The sequence below is a fragment of the Streptomyces luteolus genome (genome assembly GCF_029968015.1).
GTDB classification, from domain to species: domain Bacteria; phylum Actinomycetota; class Actinomycetes; order Streptomycetales; family Streptomycetaceae; genus Streptomyces; species Streptomyces luteolus.
Genome location: NZ_JASCIS010000002.1, coordinates 50,277 through 69,799, shown reverse-complemented (window position 1 = coordinate 69,799; position 19,523 = coordinate 50,277). Strand labels below are relative to the sequence as shown.

Sequence of the window (19,523 nt, the reverse complement as noted above, 5' to 3'; positions counted from 1 at the left end):
GCCCTACCCCGGCGGGGGCGGGGGCTTCGGGGCGCCCGCGGGCGGGGCCAGCTTCGCGTACGTCGTCGAGGGGACCGGCCCCTCGCCGCCGACCGGAGCCGAACCCTCCCGCGGAAAATACACATCCCGCCCCGCCCCCGGATCCCACCCCGTATCCACCACCCGCTTCTGCATGACGATCGCCGCCCCCAACACCACAAGCCCGACCACCAGCATCAGCACAACCCCGCCAACCGAACCCGCCTTCGCCGCGTTGCCGACGATCGACCCGAACCACCCGAAGTCCGCGTCGCCGAACGTCGTGTTCTCCTCCCCGAACGCGCCGAGCACCTTCAGCAGCAGCGCCGGCAGGAACGTGATCAGCACGCCGTTGAGGAACGCGCCGACCACCGCGCCGCGCCGCCCGCCCGTCGCGTTGCCGAAGACCCCGGCCGCGCCGCCCGTGAAGAAGTGCGGCACCAGACCGGGCAGGACCAGCGCGAGACCGAAGGCCGGATGGAACACCGCGGACAGCAGCCCCAGGCTGACGAGGCCGCCGATGAAGCTGGAGATGAACCCGATGAGCACCGCGTTCTGCGCGTAGGGGAAGACGATCGGCGCGTCCAGGGACGGCACCGCGCCCGGCACCAGCTTCTGCGCGATGCCCTGGAAGGCGGGCACCAGCTCGCCGAGGATCGTACGGACACCGAAGAGGATCACCGCGACCGCGATGCCGAACTGCAGGCCCTGCATCACGGACTGCATCAGATAGTTGCCGACGTCCGTCGCGGCCGTGCCGCCGTCGCCCGCGAAGGCCTTGAACGCCGTCTCCTCCCCGACCTTCACCAGGAAGACGATCGCCATGATCAGGTAGAGGAGCAGCATCGACAGGGCCGTCGCCACCATCGAGTCGCGCAGGAACCGCAGCCCCTCCGGGAGCCTCATGTCCTCCGTGGACCGGCTCCTCTTGCCGACCAACTGCCCGGCCGCGCCCGCCACGATGTACCCGGCGGTGCCGAAGTGCCCGATCGCCACGGTGTTGTTGCCGGTCACCCGCTTCGTCCACGGGTGCGCGAACGCGGGCATCGCGACCAGCATGATGCCGAGCAGCACTCCGCCGACGACCACGACGACGACCGAGGCGTGCCCGGCGGTGGCAAGGACCATCGTCAACAGCGTGGCCATGAACAGCATGTGATGCCCCGTCAGGAACACGTACCGCAACGGCGTGAACCGCGCCAGCAGCAGGCTCACCGCGAAACCGAGAATCATCAGCCACGCGACCCGCGCCCCGTACTCGGCCTGCGCGATGCCGACGATCGCCTCATTGGTGGGGATCACGCCGTGCGCGCCCGTAGCGCCCTGGATCATCTCGCCGAGCGGCGCGAGCGAGCCGACGACCAGGCTCGCGCCCGCGCCGATCAGCAGAAAGCCGAGCGTGGCCTTGATGGCGCCGCCGACGACCTGCCCCGCCGACCTGCGCAGCGCGATCAGCCCGGCCGCGGTGATCAGACCGATCAGATAGGCAGGGACGCTGAGGATCTCGTTGACGAGGAACTTCGCGATCGATACGAGCACGTCCACGCGTCACTCACTCCCGCCCATGTCGGTGTCCAGGCCCGTCAGGTCGTACGTGTCCCGCAGCACACCGTCGACCTCGCCCGTCGAGGTGAAGTCCTCGACCACCCGCACCGGCACCCCGACGTCGCCGAGGGTGCGGGCGATCTCACGCGAGGTGAGGATCGCGTTGGCCTCGGACGCCTTGCCCTTGGCGGAGATCGTGTCCGTGGCCTCGACGGTCACGTACGGCGACCAGCCCCAGCGGTCCAGGACCTGCTCCAGGGTGTTCTTGAGGAACAGGCTGGTGCCGACGCCGTTGCCGCACACGGTGAGGATCTTGTGCATCCCGTGCCCGGCGGAACGCCCGCTGCCACGACCGTGCTGACCATGCTGACCGTGCGTCTTCGCAGGCCGGGCGGTACCGCTGAGCACCGCGTGCAGGGCCTGCGGCGTGGGCGCCTCGCGCAGGGCGGCCGCCGTCGCCGGGTCGGCGAGCAGCCGCGCCAGGGCCGCCATCGCCGCGGTGTGCTCGCTCGCGTCCTTCGCCGCGAGGCCCACGACCAGTTCCACCGGGTCGTTCGTCTCGTGCCCGAACTCCACCGGCCCGTCCAGGCGCACCCACGCCATCCCGGTCCGCAGCACCGCGGGCGAGGGGCGCGCGTGCGCGAAGGCGAACCCCGGGGCGACCACGATGTATGGGCCATTCTCCGCGACGTTGTCGATCATCTCCGTGGTGTACGCCTCGGTGCTCGCGCCCGTCGCCACCATCAGGTCGCCCGCGGCACGCACCGCGTCCCGCCAGCCGGCCGCACGGACGTCGAGCCGTACCGCCTCCACGGGAAGCAGGTCACTCAGCTCAGCCATGCAAAGGATCTTCGCACGGGTGAGCGGATCCGTCGCCCCGTCGTACGCGCCTGCTCGACCGGCCCGGAGCGCCTCGCCGTGCGTGATCGGCGCGGCCCGGGTACCCGTGGAGAGTAGGCACCACGGGCACCCGCCCGACGCCCCGAAGGAGACGGCCATGACCGGAGTGGACCCCGCAGAGCTCGACGACCGGACGCTGCTGCGGGAACTGCAGACCCTGCACAACACCCGCCACGACACACTCCTGCACGCCTCCGACGAGGCCCTCACGGCGCACACCGAGCGGCAGACCGCCCTGGAGAACGAGTACCTGCGCCGCCACCCCGACCGGCAGATCACCGCGGCGCGCACGCGCGACGGCGCCCGAGCGAGGAGAGACTGACCGCCATGGCACACAGGACACTGCTCGCCCGCCACGCCGAGGCCCTCGACGCGTTCACCGACCGGGTGCACAAGATCGCCGCCGACCAGTGGGACGCACCCACCCCCTGCACGGAGTGGACGGTCCGCGACCTCGTCAACCACCTCACCGCCGAACAGCTCTGGGTCCCCCGCCTCGTACGCGACGGCGCCACGATCGCGTCCGTCGGCACGGCCTACGACGGCGACGTACTGGGCGACGACCCGGTCGCCACCTGGGACGAGGCCGCCGAGGCCGCGCGGGCCGCCTTCGCCGAACCCGGCGCGCTCGACGGCACGGTCCACCTCTCGTACGGCCCGTCCTCGGCGACCCACTACTGCGGCCAGATGGTCACGGACCTCGCCGTCCACGCCTGGGACCTGGCCCGCGCGATCGACGCCGACGAACAACTCCCGCGCGCCCTGGTCGACTTCGCGGTCCGCGAGGTCTCGCCGTACGCCGCCGACCTCACGAAGAGCGGCCTCTTCGCACCCTCGGTGGAACCGCCCCCGAACGCGGACGTCCAGACGAAGCTCCTGTGCCTGCTGGGCCGAAAGCCGTAGCGCGCCGAGGAAATCAGCCCCTCCGGCGCTTGAGGAGCGGGGGTCCGGGGGCGGAGCCCCCCGGGTTTGCCGGGCACCTCCCCGGGCATGCGCCCCCTCTGTGGGGCCCACGCACCATGGGCGCGGCGACCCCGGGTGCGCGCCCCACGGTGAACGGTCGATTCGCTCAAAGACCCACACCGACCAGGGAGTTGCAGTACCCATGCGCCCTACCACAGCGGTGAAGCAGCACCCGCACGACGACGCCCCCGACACCGCGGCGGACTTCCGCCGGCTCAGCGACCTCGACGCGCTGCCCGACCCGTCCAGCCGGGACGAGACCGAGAAGCAGCGGCTGCGCGCGGACATCGTGAGCGCCTGGCTGCCCATGGCCGAGCGGCTGGCGGGACGCTTCCGCGACCGCGGAGAGGCGTACGACGACCTGCGCCAGGTCGCCGCCCTCGGCCTGGTCAAGGCCGTCGACCGGTACGACCCGGACCAGGGCTCCGCCTTCGAGAGCTACGCCGTCCCCACCGTCACCGGTGAGATCAAACGGCACTTCCGTGACCACACCTGGACCCTGCACGTGCCCCGCCGCGTCCAGGACCTGCGCAACCGCGTACGGTTCGCCCGCCAGGAGCTGACCCAGACCGTCTCCGGCCGCGCCCCCACCCTCGCGGAGACAGCGGAGCGCGCCGGCCTCAGCGAGGACGAGGCCCGCACCGGCATCGAGGCGCTGGAGAGCTACTCCGCGCTGTCCCTCGACGCGGAACTGAACGGCAGCGAGGACGGCTACGCCCTGCGGGACGCGATCGGCTCCGAGGACCCCGCGCTCGACATCGTCATCGACCGCGAGGCCGCGGCACCCGAGCTGCGCCGACTGCCCGAGCGGGAGCGGGACATCCTCTACATGCGGTTCTTCGACGACATGACGCAGAGCCATATCGCCGAGCAACTGGGGATCTCCCAGATGCACGTCTCCCGGCTGATCAACCGCTGCTGCGCCCGCGTCCGCGACCAGGCCCGGCAGGACGCGGCCTGACGGCCCGGCGGGCACGGCCTGACGGCCCTGCGGGACGCGGTCTGACACGGCCCGTCGGGACGCGGTCCGACCTGGAGGGCCCGCCGCACTCACCCGAGCGGCGGCCCCCTGCGCCCGAATGGTGCTCGCGCGCGGGCGGTTGAGGAACGGTCAGGTTTCCATGGCTCCACGGCGCGGGACCCTGCGCCCCTAGGCCGTGTCCTCAAGGCAGGACCTAGCGCAGCCCGCCCGAAGGAGCCCACCCATGCGTACCGCCCGAGCGTTCGCCGCGGCCGTCCTTGCCTGCGCGGCCGTCGTCACGGCCGCCCCCGTCGCCGTCGCGGGGGAGACTTCCGCCGAGGTCAGCCCCCGTACCGTCGCGCCCGGCGGCACAGTGACGATCTCCGTGTCCTGCCCCTCGACCGGAAGCTCCCCCGCACCGGGCAGCATCGCCGCGAACTCGCAGGCCTTCGCCCGCGGCAGTGTGCGGCTGCACAAGGTCGAGAACGCGTCGATCCCCGGCGTCGGCCCCGCCTACCGCGGCACCGCCCGCATCGCCGACACCAGCGGCTTCACCGGCGGCGGCCCCCATGCCGTGGGCACCAGGTCCGAGTGGACCGTCGACGGTCACTGCCCGCACGACGGCCAGTGGAGCGCGAGCTTCACCGTCTCCAGCGCTCAGCACCACAACAAGGGCGTACGCGGCGGCCTCGGCGGCAGCTTCTCCGACTCGCAGACCACGATGCTCACCGGCGGCGTCCTCGTCGTCGGAGCCCTGGGCTACGCGTACTACCGCGCCCGCCGCCGGGACCGGGCCACGCTGGACCAGGCACCGCAGGACTGAACGCCCGACGACCGGCACCCCGCCCGTATCACCCGCCCCGTTCGGGGCATGGATACGGGCGGCGGCACGTGTGCCGCCGCCACGCTGCGGCACGGCGCGGACGGCGGTACGTATGGACGTACGTACCGGCACCAGGACGGGACGACGGGCGCTCACGACTTCGCGGAGGCTGGCATGCGGCGGACGGACCCGGCGGGCCACGGACCCGTCCGTTACGCGCCGCACGCCCCCGAGCCCGGACTGCCCGTGCTGCCCCGCCTCGCCGAGGTCCTGGCCGCCGCGGCGGACCGCGCACCGGCCGAAGTGCCGGGCGGATCGGGCGCGTTGCGGGAGGCGGCGAGCGGCTACTGGCGGCGCCGCGGCCTGCCCACCGACCCCGGCCACACCGCCGCCGCGCCCGGCCCGGCCCCGCTGCTGCTCGCCGTGACCGCCGCGCTCGCCGGGGACGTGCTGCTGCCCCGGCCCTGCCCCGCCTGGTGGGCGCCCGCCGCCCGGCTCGTCGGCCGGCGCACCTACTCCGTGGCCACGCCCGCCGAGTGCGGCGGGGTCCCCGACCCGTACGCCCTGCTCGAAACGGTACGCAGAGTGCGGGACGAGGGCGGACGGCCGCGGCTGCTGCTGCTCAGCGTCGCCGACGACCCGACGGCCACCGTGGCACCGCCCGAAGTGCTGCACGAGACCGTGGAGGCGGCGCTCGGCGAGGGGCTGCACATCGTCTCCGACGAGACCTGGCGCGACACCCTGCACGACCCGCGCGACACCGTCCTCATCAGCCCCGCCGAGATGGCCCCGGCCCACGTCACCGTCCTCGCCGACCTCGCGGGCGGACTCCTGCCCGGCGACTGGCCCGCCGCGATCGCCCGCTTCCCCGCGTCCCCCGACGGCGCCGAGCTGCGCGCCCACGCCCTGGACGCGCTCACCGGACTCGGCGCGGTCGTCGCCGCCCCCGTATCGGCGGCCGCCGCGTACGCCCTCGCCGAGCCCGAGGAGGTCACCGCGCGCCGCGCCGCCGCCGTCGCCCTGCACGCGCGCGTGGCCGCCGCCGTGTACCGACTCGTCCGGGACGCCGGGGCGCTGGTCCGTCCGCCGCAGGCCGGCCGGCACCTGTACGCGGACCTCGACCCGCTGCGGGCCGGGCTCGTCCGGCGCGGGGTCGGCGACGCGATGGAGCTGGAGGACCACCTCACGCAGGCCCTCGGCACCCCGGTCCCCGGCGGCCACCGCTTCGGCGACGACCTGGCCGCCCTGCGCGTACGCCTCTCCGTCGCCCCGCTGCTCGGCCGTACGCCCGCGGAGCGGCTGGAGTCGCTCACCGCACTGGAGCCGCTCGAATTGCCGCACGTACAGGGAGCGTTGAGCATGTTCGCGTCGGCCCTGGACGCGGTACGGGACGACGCCGCCCCACGAATGGAGCCGCCTCGATGACGCAGCAGTCGGAGTCGACGTCCTCCCGTTCCGCGACCGATGCCGGTGTCCCCGTAGACCCCCGACCGAGCCGACCCGCCCAGGCGACCCCGCCGGTCGAGCCGATCCATCCGATCCATCCGACCCATCCGACCCATTCGATCCATTCGATCCATTCGATCCATTCGATCCATCCGACCCATTCGAACCATCCGATACGACCGCTCCCGCCGCTCCCGCCGCTCCCGCCGCTCCCGCCGCCGCCGTCCCCCCGGCCGCTCGGCGAGGGGCGCCGCTGGCCGCGGAGCTTCGCGGACCGGCTGACCGCTCCGCTGCCGGGTGTGCAGGCGTTCGCCCGTTTCGCGCGCGAGGGTGCGACCCGGCCCGACGCGGAAGGGCTCGCCGACATCCCCCTGCTGCCCTTCGAACCGGGACCGCTGCCCCGGCCCGCCGCCACCGACATCGCCGTCACCTGGGTCGGGCACGCCAGCTGGGTCGTCGGTATCGGCGGCCTGACCGTGCTCACCGACCCCGTGTGGTCACGGCGCATCCTCGGCATCCCCGCCCGGATCACCCCGGCGGGCGTGGCCTGGGCGGCGCTGCCCCGCGTCGACGCCGTGGTGATCAGCCACAACCACTACGACCACCTGGACGCCCCCACCCTGAAGCGGCTGCCGCGCGAGACACCGCTGTTCGTCCCGGCCGGGCTCGGCGGCTGGTTCCGGCGCCGCCGCTTCCGCTGCGTGACCGAGCTCGACTGGTGGGAGGCGACCGAACTGGGTGGGGTGCGCTTCGACTTCGTGCCCGCCCACCACTGGTCCAAGCGCACCCTGACCGACACCTGCCGTTCCCTGTGGGGCGGTTGGGTCCTCACCGATCCCGCCGGCCGCAAGCTGTACTTCGCCGGTGACACGGGCTACGGCCACTGGTTCACGGAGATCGGCCGCCGCCACCCCGGCATCGACCTGGCGCTGCTGCCGATCGGCGCGTACGACCCGCGCTGGTGGCTCAGCGACGTCCACTGCGACCCGGAGGAGGCGGTCCGCGCGATCACCGACCTCGGCGCTTCCCGGCTTGCCCCGATGCACTGGGCGACGTTCCTGCTCTCCGCCGAGCCGGTCCTCGAACCCCTCACCCGCGTCCGCCGCGCCTGGACCGAGAAGGGCCACCACCGCGACGACCTGTGGGACCTCCCGGTGGGGGCTTCGCGCGTCCTCGGCTCGGCGGGGGAACGGTCCGAGCAGGCCGCGTTGACCGAGCGGGCCGGGCGGGCTGAGTCGACCGAGCAGGCGGGCAGGCTGAGTTGACCTGGCTGGCCGGGCGGGCTGAGTTGACCTGGCAGGCCGGGCAGACCGGGCAGAACCAGGAGGCCGAGCAGAATCAGCAGACCGAGTCGGTCGGGAGCCGCGTCGTAGGGGCCTGGGAGTTCAGGTCTTCGAAATCCGGGGTCGCCGCAGCCGCTTCCACGCCGGTGGCGCGACGCTGACCAGGACCGTTAGTCCGACCGCCGCCACCACGCCCTCCCACGGCTCGGGGAAGAGAGAGCCGCCGAGGATCCCGATCACCTGGTACGTGGCGGCCCACGCCAGGCACGCCGGAGCGTTGCCGCGGATGAAGCGGCGCAGCGGCATCTTCGCGAGCAGGCAGGCCAGCATGACCGGGATCCGGCCGGCCGGCACGAGGCGGGAGAGGACCAGGACGGCCACCCCGTGCGCGTCCAGCTTGTCCCGCGCCCGCGTGAGCCGCTCCTCGGGCGCCCGGTCGCGCAGCGCACGCAGCCAGCGCGAGCCGTTCTTCGAGCGCAGGCCGCGCTGCCCTAGCCAGTACAGGCCGACATCCCCCAGGAACGCCGCGCACGACGCCACCAGGAACACGAACAGCAGCGACAGCGGCGCCGAGTGATGGAACGCCACCACCGCCGCCGAACTGACCAGGGCTCCCGTCGGCACCACCGGCACGAGCGCGCCGATCACCACGAGCAGGAACAGCGACGGATAGCCCACCGCCTGCTGCGTGGACTCCGGCGGCACCTCCGCCGCCAGGCCCAACACCCTTGCGCCGACGTTCACTTGGCGACCCCCGGGCGGACACTCTCGCCGTGCCCGAGCCGGTGCACCGCCACCTCGGGGGCCAGCCGCGCCGCCAGCCGCGCGAACTCGTCGCCCGGCGCGTGGAATTCATGCGGCCGGACCGCGTCCAAGCCGATCGGCCAGTACGTGCCGTAGTGCACCGGCACCGCGGCGCGCGGCGCGATCCGGGACAGGGCCACCGCCGCGCGCCGCGCGTTCAGATGACCGTGCCCGAGGTACGGGCCCCAGCCGCCGACCGGAAGCAGTGCCACGTCCACCTCGCCCACCTCGTCGGCCAGCGAGTCGAACAGGCCGGTGTCCCCGGCGAAGTACGTACGCGCCTCACCGCTCACCACGAAGCCGAGCGCCGGACAGCGGTGCGGGCCGACCGGCAGCCGCCGCCCGTCGTGCAGCGCGGAGACCGCCCGTACGGTCACGTCGCCGACCGGCACCTCGTCCCCGGGTGCGACCTCCGTGACCTCCAGACCGGTCAGGCGGCGCAGCCCCGGGACCGCGACCGGGGCGCCGCGCGGCACCAACAGGCGGGTGCCGGGCGGGAGTTGGGCCAGCGACGGCAGGTGCAGGTGGTCGGCGTGCAGATGGGAGACGAGCGCGACGTCGGCGGTCCGCGCGGCCGGTGCGGGCAGGTCCCCTCGGCGCCGCCGCAGATGCGCGAGGCGGCGGGCGAACAGCGGATCCGTGAGGACCCGTACGCCCGCGTCCTCGACCGTGCACGTGGCATGGCCCCACCAGGTGATCTCCACCGGCACGTACGGCCTCCTTCCGCGCTTGCACGGCACTGCTCCGAGCCTACGGCGAGTAGTAGGGTCGGCGGACATCAGGGACAGGAGGGGACGGCATGGGTGAGCTGAGGGTGGCGGCCATCGCCAGCCTGACCCCGCTGGAGGAGCTGGACCGGGACCCATTCCTCGTGGACTCCCGAAGCCAGTACGCCATGTGCGCCCGCTGGGCCGCGGACCGCGGCTACGTGGTGACACGTGAACTGCTCGTGCACCGGCTGCGCACCGACCACCTCAGCCTCTGGGCGGACGTGGAGGCGGGCCTCGTCGACCTGTTCGTGACGCCGAGCCGCCGCGTCCTGGAGCGCGCCCTCGCCTGCGCGGACGACTTCACGGAGGAGTGCGTACGGCGCGGGGTGCGCCTGGAGACGGCAGGGCTCGACGAACCGTCGTACGACGCGGAGATGAAGGCCCGGGTGCATCGCCGTCTCTCGATGCCGACTGCGGGGTACGACGGCTGCTGAACCGGTTCGGGGCTGCGCCCCCCGGGGCCCCCGCCCGGCTCCCTTTTCGGCTGCGGCGCCGTCGTGGCTGGTCGCGCCCCGCGGCAGAGCCGCAAATCTCACAGCCCCGCGCCCCTATCGGGGCACTGCCCAGCCCGCCAGGCGCCCCCGTGGCACGCTGGGACCGGGCCCGGCCCGAGTACCCCGGGCACCAGAACGTGAGGTGGACGTGGCCGACAGCAAGTGGCGCCAGACCGGGCGGGCCGCGTGGCGGATCGGCGCCGTCTGGGCGGTCGGTACCGTCACGATGCTGGTCCTCGCCGGGCTCCTGCCGGAGTTCCGGCTGCAGTCCGAGAGCGGCGACAGCGCCACCCGGATCGGCATCACCGCGGCCATCGGCGCCGGAGTCTTCGGTCTGCTGAGCGCACTGGTGTGGCCGCTCGTCGTCCGCGCGCTGCTGCTCGTGCCCGCCCTGGTCCTCGGCCTGCTGGTGTTCTTCCTCAACGGCTCGCTGCTGCTCGTCGCCCTCAGCCTGATCCCGGACGGCCGCGGCGAGTCCGACCCGCAGACCGCCGTGGTCGTCGCCGCCGTGATGTCCGCCGTGGCCTCGGCGACGTCCACCGCGCTCGCCGTCCGCGACGACACCGCGTACCGCCGCAGGCTCTACCGCCTCGCCGACCGGCGCCGCCGCCGGGCCGCCGCGGTCGCAGGGCCGCGCGCCCCCGGCACCGTCTTCCTGCAACTGGACGGCGTCGGCCACGACGTGCTGCGGGACGCCGTCGCCGAGGGCCTGATGCCGACCGTCGCGGGACTGCTCGCCGAACGCCCCGGCGATCCCCCGAGCCACCGCCTCACCCCCTGGCGCACCGACTGGTCCAGCCAGACCGGCGCCAGCCAGCTCGGCATCCTGCACGGCAGCAACCACGACGTGCCCGCCTTCCGCTGGTTCGAGAAGGAGCACGGCGAGGTCGTGGTCTGCAACCGGCCCGCGAGCGCCGCCGAACTGCAGCGCCGCGCCGTCGCCCGCACCGGGGACGCGGGCCTGCTCACCGTCGACGGCGCCAGCCGCGGCAACCTCTTCAGCGGCGGCGCCGACCAGCTCGCCCTGGTCCTCTCGGTCGCCGCCCGCCGAGGCCGCGCCAACCGGTCCCGCGCCGGGTACTTCGCGTACTTCTCCGACCCGGCGAACGCCGTCCGTACCGCCATGTCCTTCGTCGCCGAGGTGATCCGCGAGATCGCCCAGTCCACCCGCGCCCGGCTCCGCGGCACCCGCCCCCGGGTGGGCCGCGGCGGCCTCTACCCGTTCATCCGGGCCTTCGCGACCGTCGTCGAACGGGACGTCGTCGTCGCCGCGGTGATAGGGGACATGCTCGCCGGACGCAGCGCCGTCTACGCGGACCTGGTGGCGTACGACGAGGTGGCGCACCACTCCGGGCCGCGCAGCCGGGACGCGGAGCAGGTCCTGGTCCGCCTCGACCGCTCGCTCGCGCTGCTCGCCAAGGTCGCCGAGCACGCGCCGCGCCAGTACCGCATCGTGCTCCTGTCCGACCACGGCCAGAGCCCGGGCGAGACGTTCCGCGCCCGCTACGGGCTGACCCTCGGCGACCTGGTGCGGGCCGGCTGCGGGCTGCCCGTGCCGCGCCGCGCCCGGCGCACCCGCAGCGGCGCGGAGGCGCGCGCCGCGGTGCTCGCCGCGCTGCACCGGCCGGTGGAGGAGGGCGGCGAGCAGCGCAGGCCCGCGAAGCGCCGTGAACCCGTCGTCCTGGCCTCCGGCAACCTCGGCCTGGTCTCCTTCCCCGACGTGCGCGGCCGGATGACACGCGAGCAGCTCGACCGCCGCCACCCCGCGCTCCTGCCCACCCTCGCCAACCACCCGGGCATCGGCTTCCTGCTGGTCCGCAGCGAGGAGCACGGCCCGCTGGTGCTCGGCCCGCGCGGCGCGGAGATCCGCCTCGACGAGCTGCCCGACGACCCGGACCCAGCCGAACTCCCGGAGCCGCTGCGGGGGTTCGGCCCGGGCGCAGTCGCCGCCGTGCGCCGCACGGACGGCTTCCCGCACGTCGCGGACATCATGGTCAACTCCTCGTACGAGCCGGGTGCGGGCGGTGCGGGCGGTGCGGGCGACGGCGAGGTGCTGGCCTTCGAGGAGCAGATCGGCTCGCACGGGGGCCTCGGCGGCGCCCAGGGCCGACCCTTCCTGCTCTCCCCGTACACGCTCTCGCCGCCGGTCGAGGACGGGGCGGAACTGGTCGGCGCCGAGCAGGTGCACGGGGTGCTTCGCCGCTGGCTGCGGGAGGCGGCGGACGGACCGCAGGTGCCGTTGAGTGCCCTGCCCGACCGTACGGAGAATCCGCGCCCGGCCGAACCCGTGGACGAACATTTTGCGGCCGACGACCGCGCCGTGGAGGACAAAACCCACTGATTTGGTGCAGCGTTCAACGTGCCCGACCATAGGCCGTCGTCCGGCGATCCCGGGCGGCCCCAGCACGACGAGAGGCGCACCACCCCATGCACGACTCCGGATCCGCATCGACGCCGGCTCCGGCAGACCGAGGCGAGGCCGCGGAGATCGAGAGCCGCGGCGAGATCGGCAAGCACGCCCGCCGCTTCGGACTCCCCATCGCCACCTGCCTGGTCATGGGCAACATCATCGGCGGCGGCATCTTCCGCCTCCCGCACGACGTCGCCGCCTACGGCACCATCAGCCTCGTCGCCTTCGCGGTGCTCACGCTCGGCGCGATCGCCCTGGCCCTGGTGTTCGGCCGGCTCGCGCAGCGCGACCCGCGCACCGGTGGCCCGTACGTGTACGCCCGCGAGGCCTTCGGCGACTTCGCCGGTTTCCTCGCGGCCTGGTCGTACTGGATCACCTCCTGGGTCTCCAACGCCGCGCTCGCCGTGGGCGCCGTGGGCTACCTCAAGCTGCTGATCGACCTCGACGGCCACTGGTGGACGATGTGCCTGGCCGCGCTCGTCGTCCAGTGGCTGCCCGGACTCGCCAACCTCGCGGGCACGCGGTACGTCGGCGCGGTCCAACTCGTCGCGACCGTACTGAAGTTCGGGCCGCTGCTGCTCGTCGCCGTCGGCGGCCTGTTCTTCTTCGACGCCGACAACCTCGGGCCGTTCCAGGCCGACCCGGACGCCAGCCCGGTCGGGGCCGTCTCGGCCGCGGCCGCGCTGCTGCTCTTCAGCTACCTCGGCGTGGAGTCCGCCGCCGTCAGCGCCGGTGAGGTGCGCGACCCGCGGCGCAACGTCGGCCGCGCCACCATCCTCGGCGTGCTCGGCGCCGCGTTCGTCTACCTGCTCGGCACGCTCGCCGTCTTCGGCACCGTCCCGCACGAGCGCCTCATGGACAGCGAGGCCCCGTTCTCGGACGCGGTGAACGCGATGTTCGGCGGTACGTGGGGCGGTTCCCTCGTCGCCGTCGCCGCGGTGGTCTCGATCCTCGGCGCCCTCAACGGCTGGACCCTGCTCAGCGCGCAGACCCCGTTCGCCGCGGCGAAGGACGGGCTGTTCCCGACGGTGTTCCTGAAGAAGCGGCGCGGCGTCCCCACGACCGGCGTGGTGATCACCGTGGTCCTCGCCTCGCTGCTCACCGTCTACAACTACGCCTCCGGCGAGGGCAAGGGCGACGCCGAGGTGTTCACGCTCCTCGTCACGGTCACGACCTTCATGGCCACCGTCCCCTACCTCCTCGCCACCGCCGCCCAGATCTACTACCTGATCTCCGGCCAGGGCGACCGCGTGCACCGCTCCCGCCTCGTCCGCGACTCCGTCGTCTCCGCGATCGCCTGCGGCTTCTCCCTGTGGCTGGTCGGCGGCGCGGGCTACGCGGCGGTCTACCAGGGCGTGATCTTCCTCTTCATCGGCGTCGTCGTGTACGCGGTGATGTCGGCCCGCAAGAAGAAGGCGGAATCGGGTCAAGTCGGCTGAGCGCAGGGCCGGTTGCGGGCCCCGTACAAGCGCCGCCTAGGGTCGTACGGGCCCCGCCGCCCGTGCCTGAACAACCCAGGAGCCCTCTTGTCCCGGAAGACCCGCCCGCAGGACGCGCCGACGACCGTCGCCGGGGAGCGGCCGCAAGCTCCTCCCCTCGGTTTCCAGCTCGAAATCCTCGCCTGGGCGGTGGCCGGCGTCGCGGCCTGGCTCCTCCTGTACTTCGCGCTGAAGCAGGGCAGCTTCGGGTGGCTCGGCGGCCTCAACCTCGTCACCGTCACCGTCGGCCTGTTCACGGCGCTAAACGCCCGGCGCCTGGGCCGCCCCGGCATGGCCCGCGCGGGCCGCATCGCAGCGGCGGTGACGACGGTGGCCGTTGTGGGGGCACTGACACTGGCCGGGTAGGGCGGCGGAGGCACAGGCACTGCCCATGGACTTCCCGCCATGTCCCTGCCATGTCCCTGCCATGTCCACGCCACCTCCGCAGCCCGGCTCCGCGCCGACGGCCACCCTCGTCCGGAACCGCTCGAAACACGTGCGCGGGGCGGTGATCTACGGCAGCTGTCTGATCGCCGTTGCCGTGGTGGTCGCCGTTCTGTGCGTGGCGGGCGCAGCAGGGGTGATGGGAGAGCGCTCCGGCCTCTGGTGGCTGTCAGGTCTGTTCTTCTCCGTGATGCTCGGCCGGCCGGGCGTCAACCTCGTCCGCCTCGCCCGCAGGCGGATGAGGAACCTGGTCCGCGTCGACGGCGAGGGCCTCGCCCTGCACCACAGCAGCGGCGGAGCAGCCACCATCGCCTGGGCCGACCTCGCGGCGGTAGCCGTGCAGTGGAGCCCCGTCGAGGGCCGGGAGCCGTCGGTTTTCTCCCTCGAACTGTGCCCGCGGGACGAGATCGTCCGGGACACCCCGGGCCTGTGGCACCTGGTCCGGGACGAGGAGCCGCTGCGGCCGGATCTGCGCCGGCGGCGCTACCAGATCTCGGCCGCCAGGGGGGAGTTCATGGACACCCTCATCGCCGCGGTCAGGCAGCACGCCCCCACCCACCTCTGGCTCGGCGAGTTCGAGCGCGCACCCGGGTATGTGAGCGGCCCCGACCGCCAGGACCCAAGCCGCGGGACGGCCCAGGCCAAGCAGTCCCGATGAGCGTCCGGCCAGGTCGGCTTAGGCTTCCCCCGACAAGCCACCGCCCGACCTGAGGAGCGCCACCCGTGTTCGACGCCGCACCCGAGTACCCGTACGCCGAAAGCCTCGACGCCGACGGCACGCCCGCGCCGCACCCGCTGCTCACGCCCGTGCTCGGACTTCTGGGGGACTGGCGGGGGCGCGGGGAGGGCGAGTACCCGACGCTCGACGGGGACTTCGCCTACGCGCAGGAGGTGCGGTTCAGCCACGACGGCCGCCCGTTCCTCCGGTACGAGGCACGGGCCTGGCTGCTCGGCCCCGCCGGCGAGCCGCTGCGGCCCGCGGCCCGGGAGAGCGGCTGGTGGCGGCTGCAGCCGGACGGGCGCGTGGAGGCGCTGATCACGCAGCCCACCGGCATCGCGGAGATCGCGGTCGGCCGGGCCGCCGAAGGCGCGGTCGACCTCGCCACGGACCAGGTGGCGACCACCCCCACGGCCAAGCAGGTCGAGGCCACCCGCCGCCGCTACACCCTGACCGCCCCGGACGCCCTCACGTTCGTGCACGACATGGCGGCGGTCGGCCGGCCCCTCCAGCACCACCTCGCGGCCCACCTGCGACGCACGAAGTAGCCCCGAGCCCTCAACCCCGGCCCGGCGCCCGCAGCTCCGCCTCGATCTCCGCGGCTCCGAGGACCAGCGCGAACCCCTTGCGCAGCACGGCCAGTTCGGGCTCCTGCCGGCTCTCGTCGTCGGTGGCCGTGACATCCGCGCCGAACACCACCTGGTACCCGCGCTCGTACGCCTGCCGGGCCGTCGTGCCGCAGCAGTAGTTGGTGAGCGTGCCCGTGACGACGACCGTGTCCCGGCCGAGGTTGCGCAGCATCGTGTCGAGCGGGGTGTCGTAGAAGGCGCCGTACGACGGCTTCCGGATCAGCGGCTCGTCCGCCCGCCGCCCCAGCTCCCCGCATACCTCGGCGGGCCCAGGGCGCCGCCAGTCACTCGCGCCGTGAGGGAGCGCGGGCAGGGCACGCGGGCGGTCAAGGCCCAGGTGGGTGTCGTCGAAGACCGTCCAGACGACCGGCATCCCGAGCTCCCGGCAGACCTCGACGAGTCCGCGCAGCCGCGGCACCATCCGGGTCGCGGCGGGCACCCAGTACGGGCTCCAGCCGGGGCGTACGAACTCGTCCTGCATGTCGACGACGAGCAGCGCGGACCGCTCGGGGCGTACGTCGAACTCCGCGCGCCCGTGCTCGTAGGCGTGCCGCGCGCGTGCGGTCACCCATGCCTCGCTGTACGTGGACACCTTCCGTACCCCCTCGGTAGGACCCGGCGCGGCCGGGCACCGGCAGCCCGGCGACACCGTACCTCGATTCGAGATACCTCGTTTCGATGTGCGAGAGTAGCAGCATGCTGGAGCTCGCGATCCTGGGATTCCTGGCCGAAGGGCCGCTGCACGGGTACCAACTGCGCCGCCGGATCGCCCAGTTGTCCGGTCACACCCGACCCGTGAGTGACGGCAGCCTCTACCCGGCGATCAACCGCCTCGTCGCCTCCGGCCTCCTGGACCGGCGCGCCGAACCCGGCGTCTCCGCCGCCCGCCGCCACACCCTGAGCCTGACCGGTGCCGGGCGCGCCGAGCTGCTGTGCCGTCTCCGTGAGCCGGACCGCCTGGACATCGGCGACAGCACCCGCTTCTTCACCGTCCTCGCCTTCCTCTCCCTGCTCCCGGACGTCGCCGACCAGCACGCCGTGCTCCGCCGCCGCCTGGACTTCCTGGACGAGCCCGCGAGCTTCTTCCACGACGGGGACCGTCCGCTCACCGCCGAGGAGGTGGACGACCCGTACCGCCGCGGCATGCTCCTCCTCGCCCGCGCGAGCAGCCGGGCGGAGCGGGCGTGGCTGCGGGAGGTACTGGGTGCCGAGGGTTGACGGGTGGGGGCGCGTCCCGGGTGTACGGAGTGTCCCGAGGCGTCCCGTGTGGTCGGATGGGAGAGGCGCTCTCGCAGCGCTCGTACCGTCCGTACAGGAAGGAACCGTCGTGGCCACGATGCGCACCGCGCACACCGTCTGGGAAGGCAACCTGCTGGAGGGCTCCGGCAAGGTCGCGCTCGACTCGTCCGGGATCGGGCAGTACCCGGTGTCCTGGCCCTCCCGTGCCGAGGAGCCGAACGGGAAGACCAGCCCCGAGGAGCTGATCGCCGCCGCCCACTCCAGCTGCTTCTCGATGGCGCTCTCCAACGGCCTGACCCAGGCCGGGACGCCACCCACCAAGCTCGTCACGCAGGCCGAGGTCACGTTCCAGCCGGGCGAGGGCATCACCGGCATCCTGCTGATCGTCGAGGGCGCCGTACCCGGACTCGACGAGGCCGAGTTCGTCAAGGCCGCCGAGGACGCCAAGAAGAACTGCCCGGTCAGCCAGGCGCTCTCCGGCACGGACATCGCGCTCCGGGCCACCCTGGCCGCCCCCGCGCCCTGAGCGGCCGCACCCGCCGTATCGCTGCCGCCGTCCGGTGCACGTGTCCGGGCGGCGGCAGCGGCGTGTCCGGGGTGCTCGCGTACGTCGCCGGATCGAGGCATTGACAGAACGGCACTCAAGTTTTGTGCTGGAGGGAGAGCAGCGGAGCGATGCGGGGCCCGGAAGGGGACGGACATGGCACGTGCGGTCGGGATCGATCTCGGTACGACGAACAGTGTGGTCGCGGTCCTCGAAGGCGGCGAGCCCACCGTCGTCGCCAACGCCGAGGGCGCGCGCACCACCCCCTCGGTCGTGGCCTTCGCGAAGAACGGTGACGTTCTGGTCGGCGAGGTCGCCAAGCGGCAGGCCGTGACGAACGTGGAGCGCACGGCGCGCTCCGTGAAACGGCACATGGGCGTGGCGGACTGGCGCTTCCCGCAGCAGGGCGCGGTCGACGGCAACCGGTTCACACCGCAGGAGCTGTCGGCGCGCGTGCTGCAGAAGCTGAAGCGGGACGCCGAGGCGTACCTGGGCGAGAACGTCACCGACGCCGTCGTCACCGTGCCCGCCTACTTCGACGACCACCAGCGCCAGGCCACCAAGGAGGCCGGGGAGATCGCCGGCCTGAACGTCCTGCGGATCATCAACGAGCCCACGTCCGCCGCCCTCGCGTACGGCCTCGACCGGGGCGACGAGCAGACGGTCCTGGTCTTCGACCTCGGCGGCGGCACCTTCGACGTGTCGCTCCTGGAGATCGGCGACGGCGTCATCGAGGTCAAGGCCACCAACGGCGACACCCACCTCGGCGGCGACGACTGGGACCAGCGGATCGTCGACCATCTCGTACGGCAGTTCAAGAACGCCAACGGCATCGACCTCGGCCAGGACAAGATGGCCGTGCAGCGGCTCCGCGAGGCCGCCGAGAAGGCGAAGATCGAGCTGTCCTCGGCCGGTGAGACGCAGGTGAACCTGCCGTACGTGACCGCCTCCGACGCCGGGCCGCTGCACCTGGAGGAGAAGCTGACGCGACCTCAGTTCCAGGAGCTGACCGAAGAGTTGCTGGAGCGCTGCAAGGCGCCCTTCCACCAGGCCGTCAAGGACGCCCGGATCAAGCTGGCCGACGTCGACCACGTCATCCTCGTCGGCGGCTCCACGCGCATGCCCGCCGTCACGGAACTGGTCAAGGATCTGACCGGGAAGGAGCCGCACAAGGGCGTCAACCCGGACGAGGTCGTGGCGGTCGGCGCGGCGCTCCAGGCGGGTGTGATCCGGGGCGACGTGAAGGACGTGCTGCTGCTCGACGTGACGCCGCTGTCGCTCGGCATCGAGACCAAGGGCGGCATCATGACGAAGCTGATCGAGCGCAACACCACGATCCCCACGCGCCGTTCGGAGGTCTTCACGACCGCCACCGACAACCAGCCTTCGGTCGGTATCCAGGTCTTCCAGGGCGAGCGGGAGATCGCCGCGTACAACAAGAAGCTCGGCGTCTTCGACCTCACCGGGCTGCCGCCCGCGCCGCGCGGGGTGCCGCAGGTCGAGGTGACGTTCGACATCGACGCCGACGGGATCATGCACGTCTCCGCGAAGGACCTCGCCACCGGGCGCGAGCAGAAGATGACCGTGACCGGCGGATCGGCGCTCCCCAAGGACGACATCGACCGCATGATGCGGGACGCCGAGCAGTACGCGGACGAGGACCGTCGCCGCCGCGAGGCCGCCGAGACGCACAACGAGGCCGAGCAACTCGCGTACCAGACCGAGCGGTTCCTGCGCGAGAACGAGCAGCGCGTGCCGCCCGAGACCCGTGAGGAGGTGACCTCGGCGCTCACCGAGCTGAAGTCCCTGCTCGACGCCGAGGACACCTCACCCGATACGCTCCGCGCCGCCACCGACAAGCTGTCCGCCGCGGCCCAGCGGATGGGGCAGGCGATGTACGCGGCGCCTCAGCAGGAGGAGCAGCCACGGGAGCAGCCACGGGAGCAGTCGCCGGAGGGCGAGGATGTGGTGGACGCCGAGGTCGTGGACGACGAGAAGCGCTGATCCCCGCCCCGCCCCTTCCCGAAAGCTTGCAGCGGCTTCGGGGGCTCCGC

At 73.2% G+C, this 19,523-nt stretch carries 19 protein-coding genes and 1 pseudogene; 15 read left to right on the top strand and 5 right to left on the bottom strand.

What is annotated here, in order from left to right; genetic code table 11:
- Nucleotides 1-3: 3 nt before the first annotated feature.
- Both QIT00_RS02080 and QIT00_RS02075 read right to left on the bottom strand, forming a co-directional pair.
- Nucleotides 4-1,563 (bottom strand): PTS ascorbate transporter subunit IIC, encoded by a 1,560-nt coding sequence (locus QIT00_RS02080; protein ID WP_282533285.1) that lies wholly within the window; start codon nucleotides 1,561-1,563, stop codon nucleotides 4-6.
- A gap of 3 nt (nucleotides 1,564-1,566) precedes the next feature.
- Complete coding sequence (locus QIT00_RS02075; protein WP_282533284.1) at nucleotides 1,567-2,403, bottom strand: PTS sugar transporter subunit IIA; 837 nt, start codon at nucleotides 2,401-2,403, stop codon at nucleotides 1,567-1,569.
- 157 nt (nucleotides 2,404-2,560) lie between these two features.
- Between QIT00_RS02075 and QIT00_RS02070 the strand changes: the two genes are divergently transcribed.
- From QIT00_RS02070 to QIT00_RS02045, 6 genes and pseudogenes are all read left to right on the top strand, one after another.
- Nucleotides 2,561-2,785: a DUF6158 family protein gene (locus tag QIT00_RS02070; protein WP_282533283.1), complete on the top strand. Its 225-nt coding sequence runs from the start codon at nucleotides 2,561-2,563 to the stop codon at nucleotides 2,783-2,785.
- Between the two features lie 5 nt (nucleotides 2,786-2,790).
- The gene (locus QIT00_RS02065) at nucleotides 2,791-3,366 is read left to right on the top strand and encodes a TIGR03086 family metal-binding protein (protein ID WP_282533282.1); all 576 of its coding nucleotides are present in this window, start codon (nucleotides 2,791-2,793) and stop codon (nucleotides 3,364-3,366) included.
- A 202-nt stretch (nucleotides 3,367-3,568) separates the two neighbouring features.
- Nucleotides 3,569-4,387, top strand: coding sequence for a SigB/SigF/SigG family RNA polymerase sigma factor (locus QIT00_RS02060; protein ID WP_282533281.1), 819 nt, complete (start codon nucleotides 3,569-3,571; stop codon nucleotides 4,385-4,387).
- A 244-nt stretch (nucleotides 4,388-4,631) separates the two neighbouring features.
- The gene (locus QIT00_RS02055; protein ID WP_282533280.1) at nucleotides 4,632-5,210 is read left to right on the top strand and encodes a hypothetical protein; all 579 of its coding nucleotides are present in this window, start codon (nucleotides 4,632-4,634) and stop codon (nucleotides 5,208-5,210) included.
- 174 nt (nucleotides 5,211-5,384) lie between these two features.
- A complete protein-coding gene (locus QIT00_RS02050; RefSeq protein ID WP_282533485.1) occupies nucleotides 5,385-6,635 on the top strand; it encodes a pyridoxal phosphate-dependent aminotransferase in 1,251 nt (416 codons plus the stop codon).
- Nucleotides 6,632-7,831 (top strand): annotated as a pseudogene (locus QIT00_RS02045) (MBL fold metallo-hydrolase); the annotation flags it as partial. The gene QIT00_RS02050 and the pseudogene QIT00_RS02045, both read left to right, overlap by 4 nt.
- A 210-nt stretch (nucleotides 7,832-8,041) precedes the next feature.
- On the opposite strand, the gene QIT00_RS02040 reads toward QIT00_RS02045, so the two are convergent.
- Nucleotides 8,042-8,683, bottom strand: a complete 642-nt coding sequence (locus QIT00_RS02040) for a DedA family protein (protein WP_282533279.1) — start codon at nucleotides 8,681-8,683, stop codon at nucleotides 8,042-8,044.
- Nucleotides 8,680-9,453 (bottom strand): MBL fold metallo-hydrolase, encoded by a 774-nt coding sequence (locus QIT00_RS02035; protein WP_282533278.1) that lies wholly within the window; start codon nucleotides 9,451-9,453, stop codon nucleotides 8,680-8,682. Before QIT00_RS02035 ends, QIT00_RS02040 begins: the two co-directional genes overlap by 4 nt.
- 89 nt (nucleotides 9,454-9,542) lie before the next feature.
- Here QIT00_RS02035 and QIT00_RS02030 point away from each other — a divergent pair, with 89 nt between their 5' ends.
- The 6 genes from QIT00_RS02030 to QIT00_RS02005 all read left to right on the top strand — a co-directional run bounded on the left by QIT00_RS02030 (nucleotide 9,543) and on the right by QIT00_RS02005 (nucleotide 15,605).
- Entirely contained in the window at nucleotides 9,543-9,947 is a 405-nt protein-coding gene (locus QIT00_RS02030) for a hypothetical protein (protein WP_282533277.1), read from the top strand.
- A gap of 286 nt (nucleotides 9,948-10,233) precedes the next feature.
- A complete protein-coding gene (locus QIT00_RS02025; RefSeq protein WP_408909711.1) occupies nucleotides 10,234-12,348 on the top strand; it encodes a phage holin family protein in 2,115 nt (704 codons plus the stop codon).
- 86 nt (nucleotides 12,349-12,434) lie between these two features.
- On the top strand, nucleotides 12,435-13,856 hold the full coding sequence (locus QIT00_RS02020) for an amino acid permease (protein ID WP_282533275.1): 1,422 nt from the start codon (nucleotides 12,435-12,437) through the stop codon (nucleotides 13,854-13,856).
- Between the two features lie 87 nt (nucleotides 13,857-13,943).
- Nucleotides 13,944-14,261, top strand: coding sequence for a hypothetical protein (locus tag QIT00_RS02015; RefSeq protein ID WP_282533274.1), 318 nt, complete (start codon nucleotides 13,944-13,946; stop codon nucleotides 14,259-14,261).
- A gap of 61 nt (nucleotides 14,262-14,322) precedes the next feature.
- Nucleotides 14,323-14,997 carry a hypothetical protein gene (locus QIT00_RS02010; protein WP_282533273.1) on the top strand — a complete coding sequence of 225 codons (675 nt, stop codon included), beginning with the start codon at nucleotides 14,323-14,325 and terminating at the stop codon, nucleotides 14,995-14,997.
- A 65-nt stretch (nucleotides 14,998-15,062) separates the two neighbouring features.
- Entirely contained in the window at nucleotides 15,063-15,605 is a 543-nt protein-coding gene (locus QIT00_RS02005; RefSeq protein ID WP_282533272.1) for a nitrobindin family protein, read from the top strand.
- A gap of 10 nt (nucleotides 15,606-15,615) precedes the next feature.
- On the opposite strand, the gene QIT00_RS02000 is transcribed toward QIT00_RS02005, so the two are convergent.
- Nucleotides 15,616-16,278 (bottom strand): isochorismatase family cysteine hydrolase, encoded by a 663-nt coding sequence (locus tag QIT00_RS02000; RefSeq protein ID WP_282533271.1) that lies wholly within the window; start codon nucleotides 16,276-16,278, stop codon nucleotides 15,616-15,618.
- 104 nt (nucleotides 16,279-16,382) lie between these two features.
- Here QIT00_RS02000 and QIT00_RS01995 point away from each other — a divergent pair, with 104 nt between their 5' ends.
- The 3 genes from QIT00_RS01995 to dnaK all read left to right on the top strand — a co-directional run bounded on the left by QIT00_RS01995 (nucleotide 16,383) and on the right by dnaK (nucleotide 19,473).
- Nucleotides 16,383-16,904 (top strand): PadR family transcriptional regulator, encoded by a 522-nt coding sequence (locus QIT00_RS01995; RefSeq protein ID WP_282533270.1) that lies wholly within the window; start codon nucleotides 16,383-16,385, stop codon nucleotides 16,902-16,904.
- A 109-nt stretch (nucleotides 16,905-17,013) separates the two neighbouring features.
- Nucleotides 17,014-17,451: an OsmC family protein gene (locus QIT00_RS01990; protein ID WP_282533269.1), complete on the top strand. Its 438-nt coding sequence runs from the start codon at nucleotides 17,014-17,016 to the stop codon at nucleotides 17,449-17,451.
- Between the two features lie 174 nt (nucleotides 17,452-17,625).
- Complete coding sequence (gene dnaK, locus QIT00_RS01985) at nucleotides 17,626-19,473, top strand: molecular chaperone DnaK (protein ID WP_282533268.1); 1,848 nt, start codon at nucleotides 17,626-17,628, stop codon at nucleotides 19,471-19,473.
- Nucleotides 19,474-19,523: the final 50 nt, after the last annotated feature.

Coding starts and splice junctions, on each gene's coding strand:
- QIT00_RS01995 (WP_282533270.1), top strand. CDS start 16,383: ATGCTGGAGCTCGCGATCCTGGGATTCCTGGCCGAAGGGCCGCTGCAC.
- QIT00_RS02065 (WP_282533282.1), top strand. CDS start 2,791: ATGGCACACAGGACACTGCTCGCCCGCCACGCCGAGGCCCTCGACGCG.
- QIT00_RS02020 (WP_282533275.1), top strand. CDS start 12,435: ATGCACGACTCCGGATCCGCATCGACGCCGGCTCCGGCAGACCGAGGC.
- QIT00_RS02030 (WP_282533277.1), top strand. CDS start 9,543: ATGGGTGAGCTGAGGGTGGCGGCCATCGCCAGCCTGACCCCGCTGGAG.
- QIT00_RS02070 (WP_282533283.1), top strand. CDS start 2,561: ATGACCGGAGTGGACCCCGCAGAGCTCGACGACCGGACGCTGCTGCGG.
- QIT00_RS02060 (WP_282533281.1), top strand. CDS start 3,569: ATGCGCCCTACCACAGCGGTGAAGCAGCACCCGCACGACGACGCCCCC.
- QIT00_RS02025 (WP_408909711.1), top strand. CDS start 10,234: ATGCTGGTCCTCGCCGGGCTCCTGCCGGAGTTCCGGCTGCAGTCCGAG.
- dnaK (WP_282533268.1), top strand. CDS start 17,626: ATGGCACGTGCGGTCGGGATCGATCTCGGTACGACGAACAGTGTGGTC.
- QIT00_RS02055 (WP_282533280.1), top strand. CDS start 4,632: ATGCGTACCGCCCGAGCGTTCGCCGCGGCCGTCCTTGCCTGCGCGGCC.
- QIT00_RS02050 (WP_282533485.1), top strand. CDS start 5,385: ATGCGGCGGACGGACCCGGCGGGCCACGGACCCGTCCGTTACGCGCCG.
- QIT00_RS02010 (WP_282533273.1), top strand. CDS start 14,323: ATGTCCACGCCACCTCCGCAGCCCGGCTCCGCGCCGACGGCCACCCTC.
- QIT00_RS02075 (WP_282533284.1), bottom strand. CDS start 2,403: ATGGCTGAGCTGAGTGACCTGCTTCCCGTGGAGGCGGTACGGCTCGAC.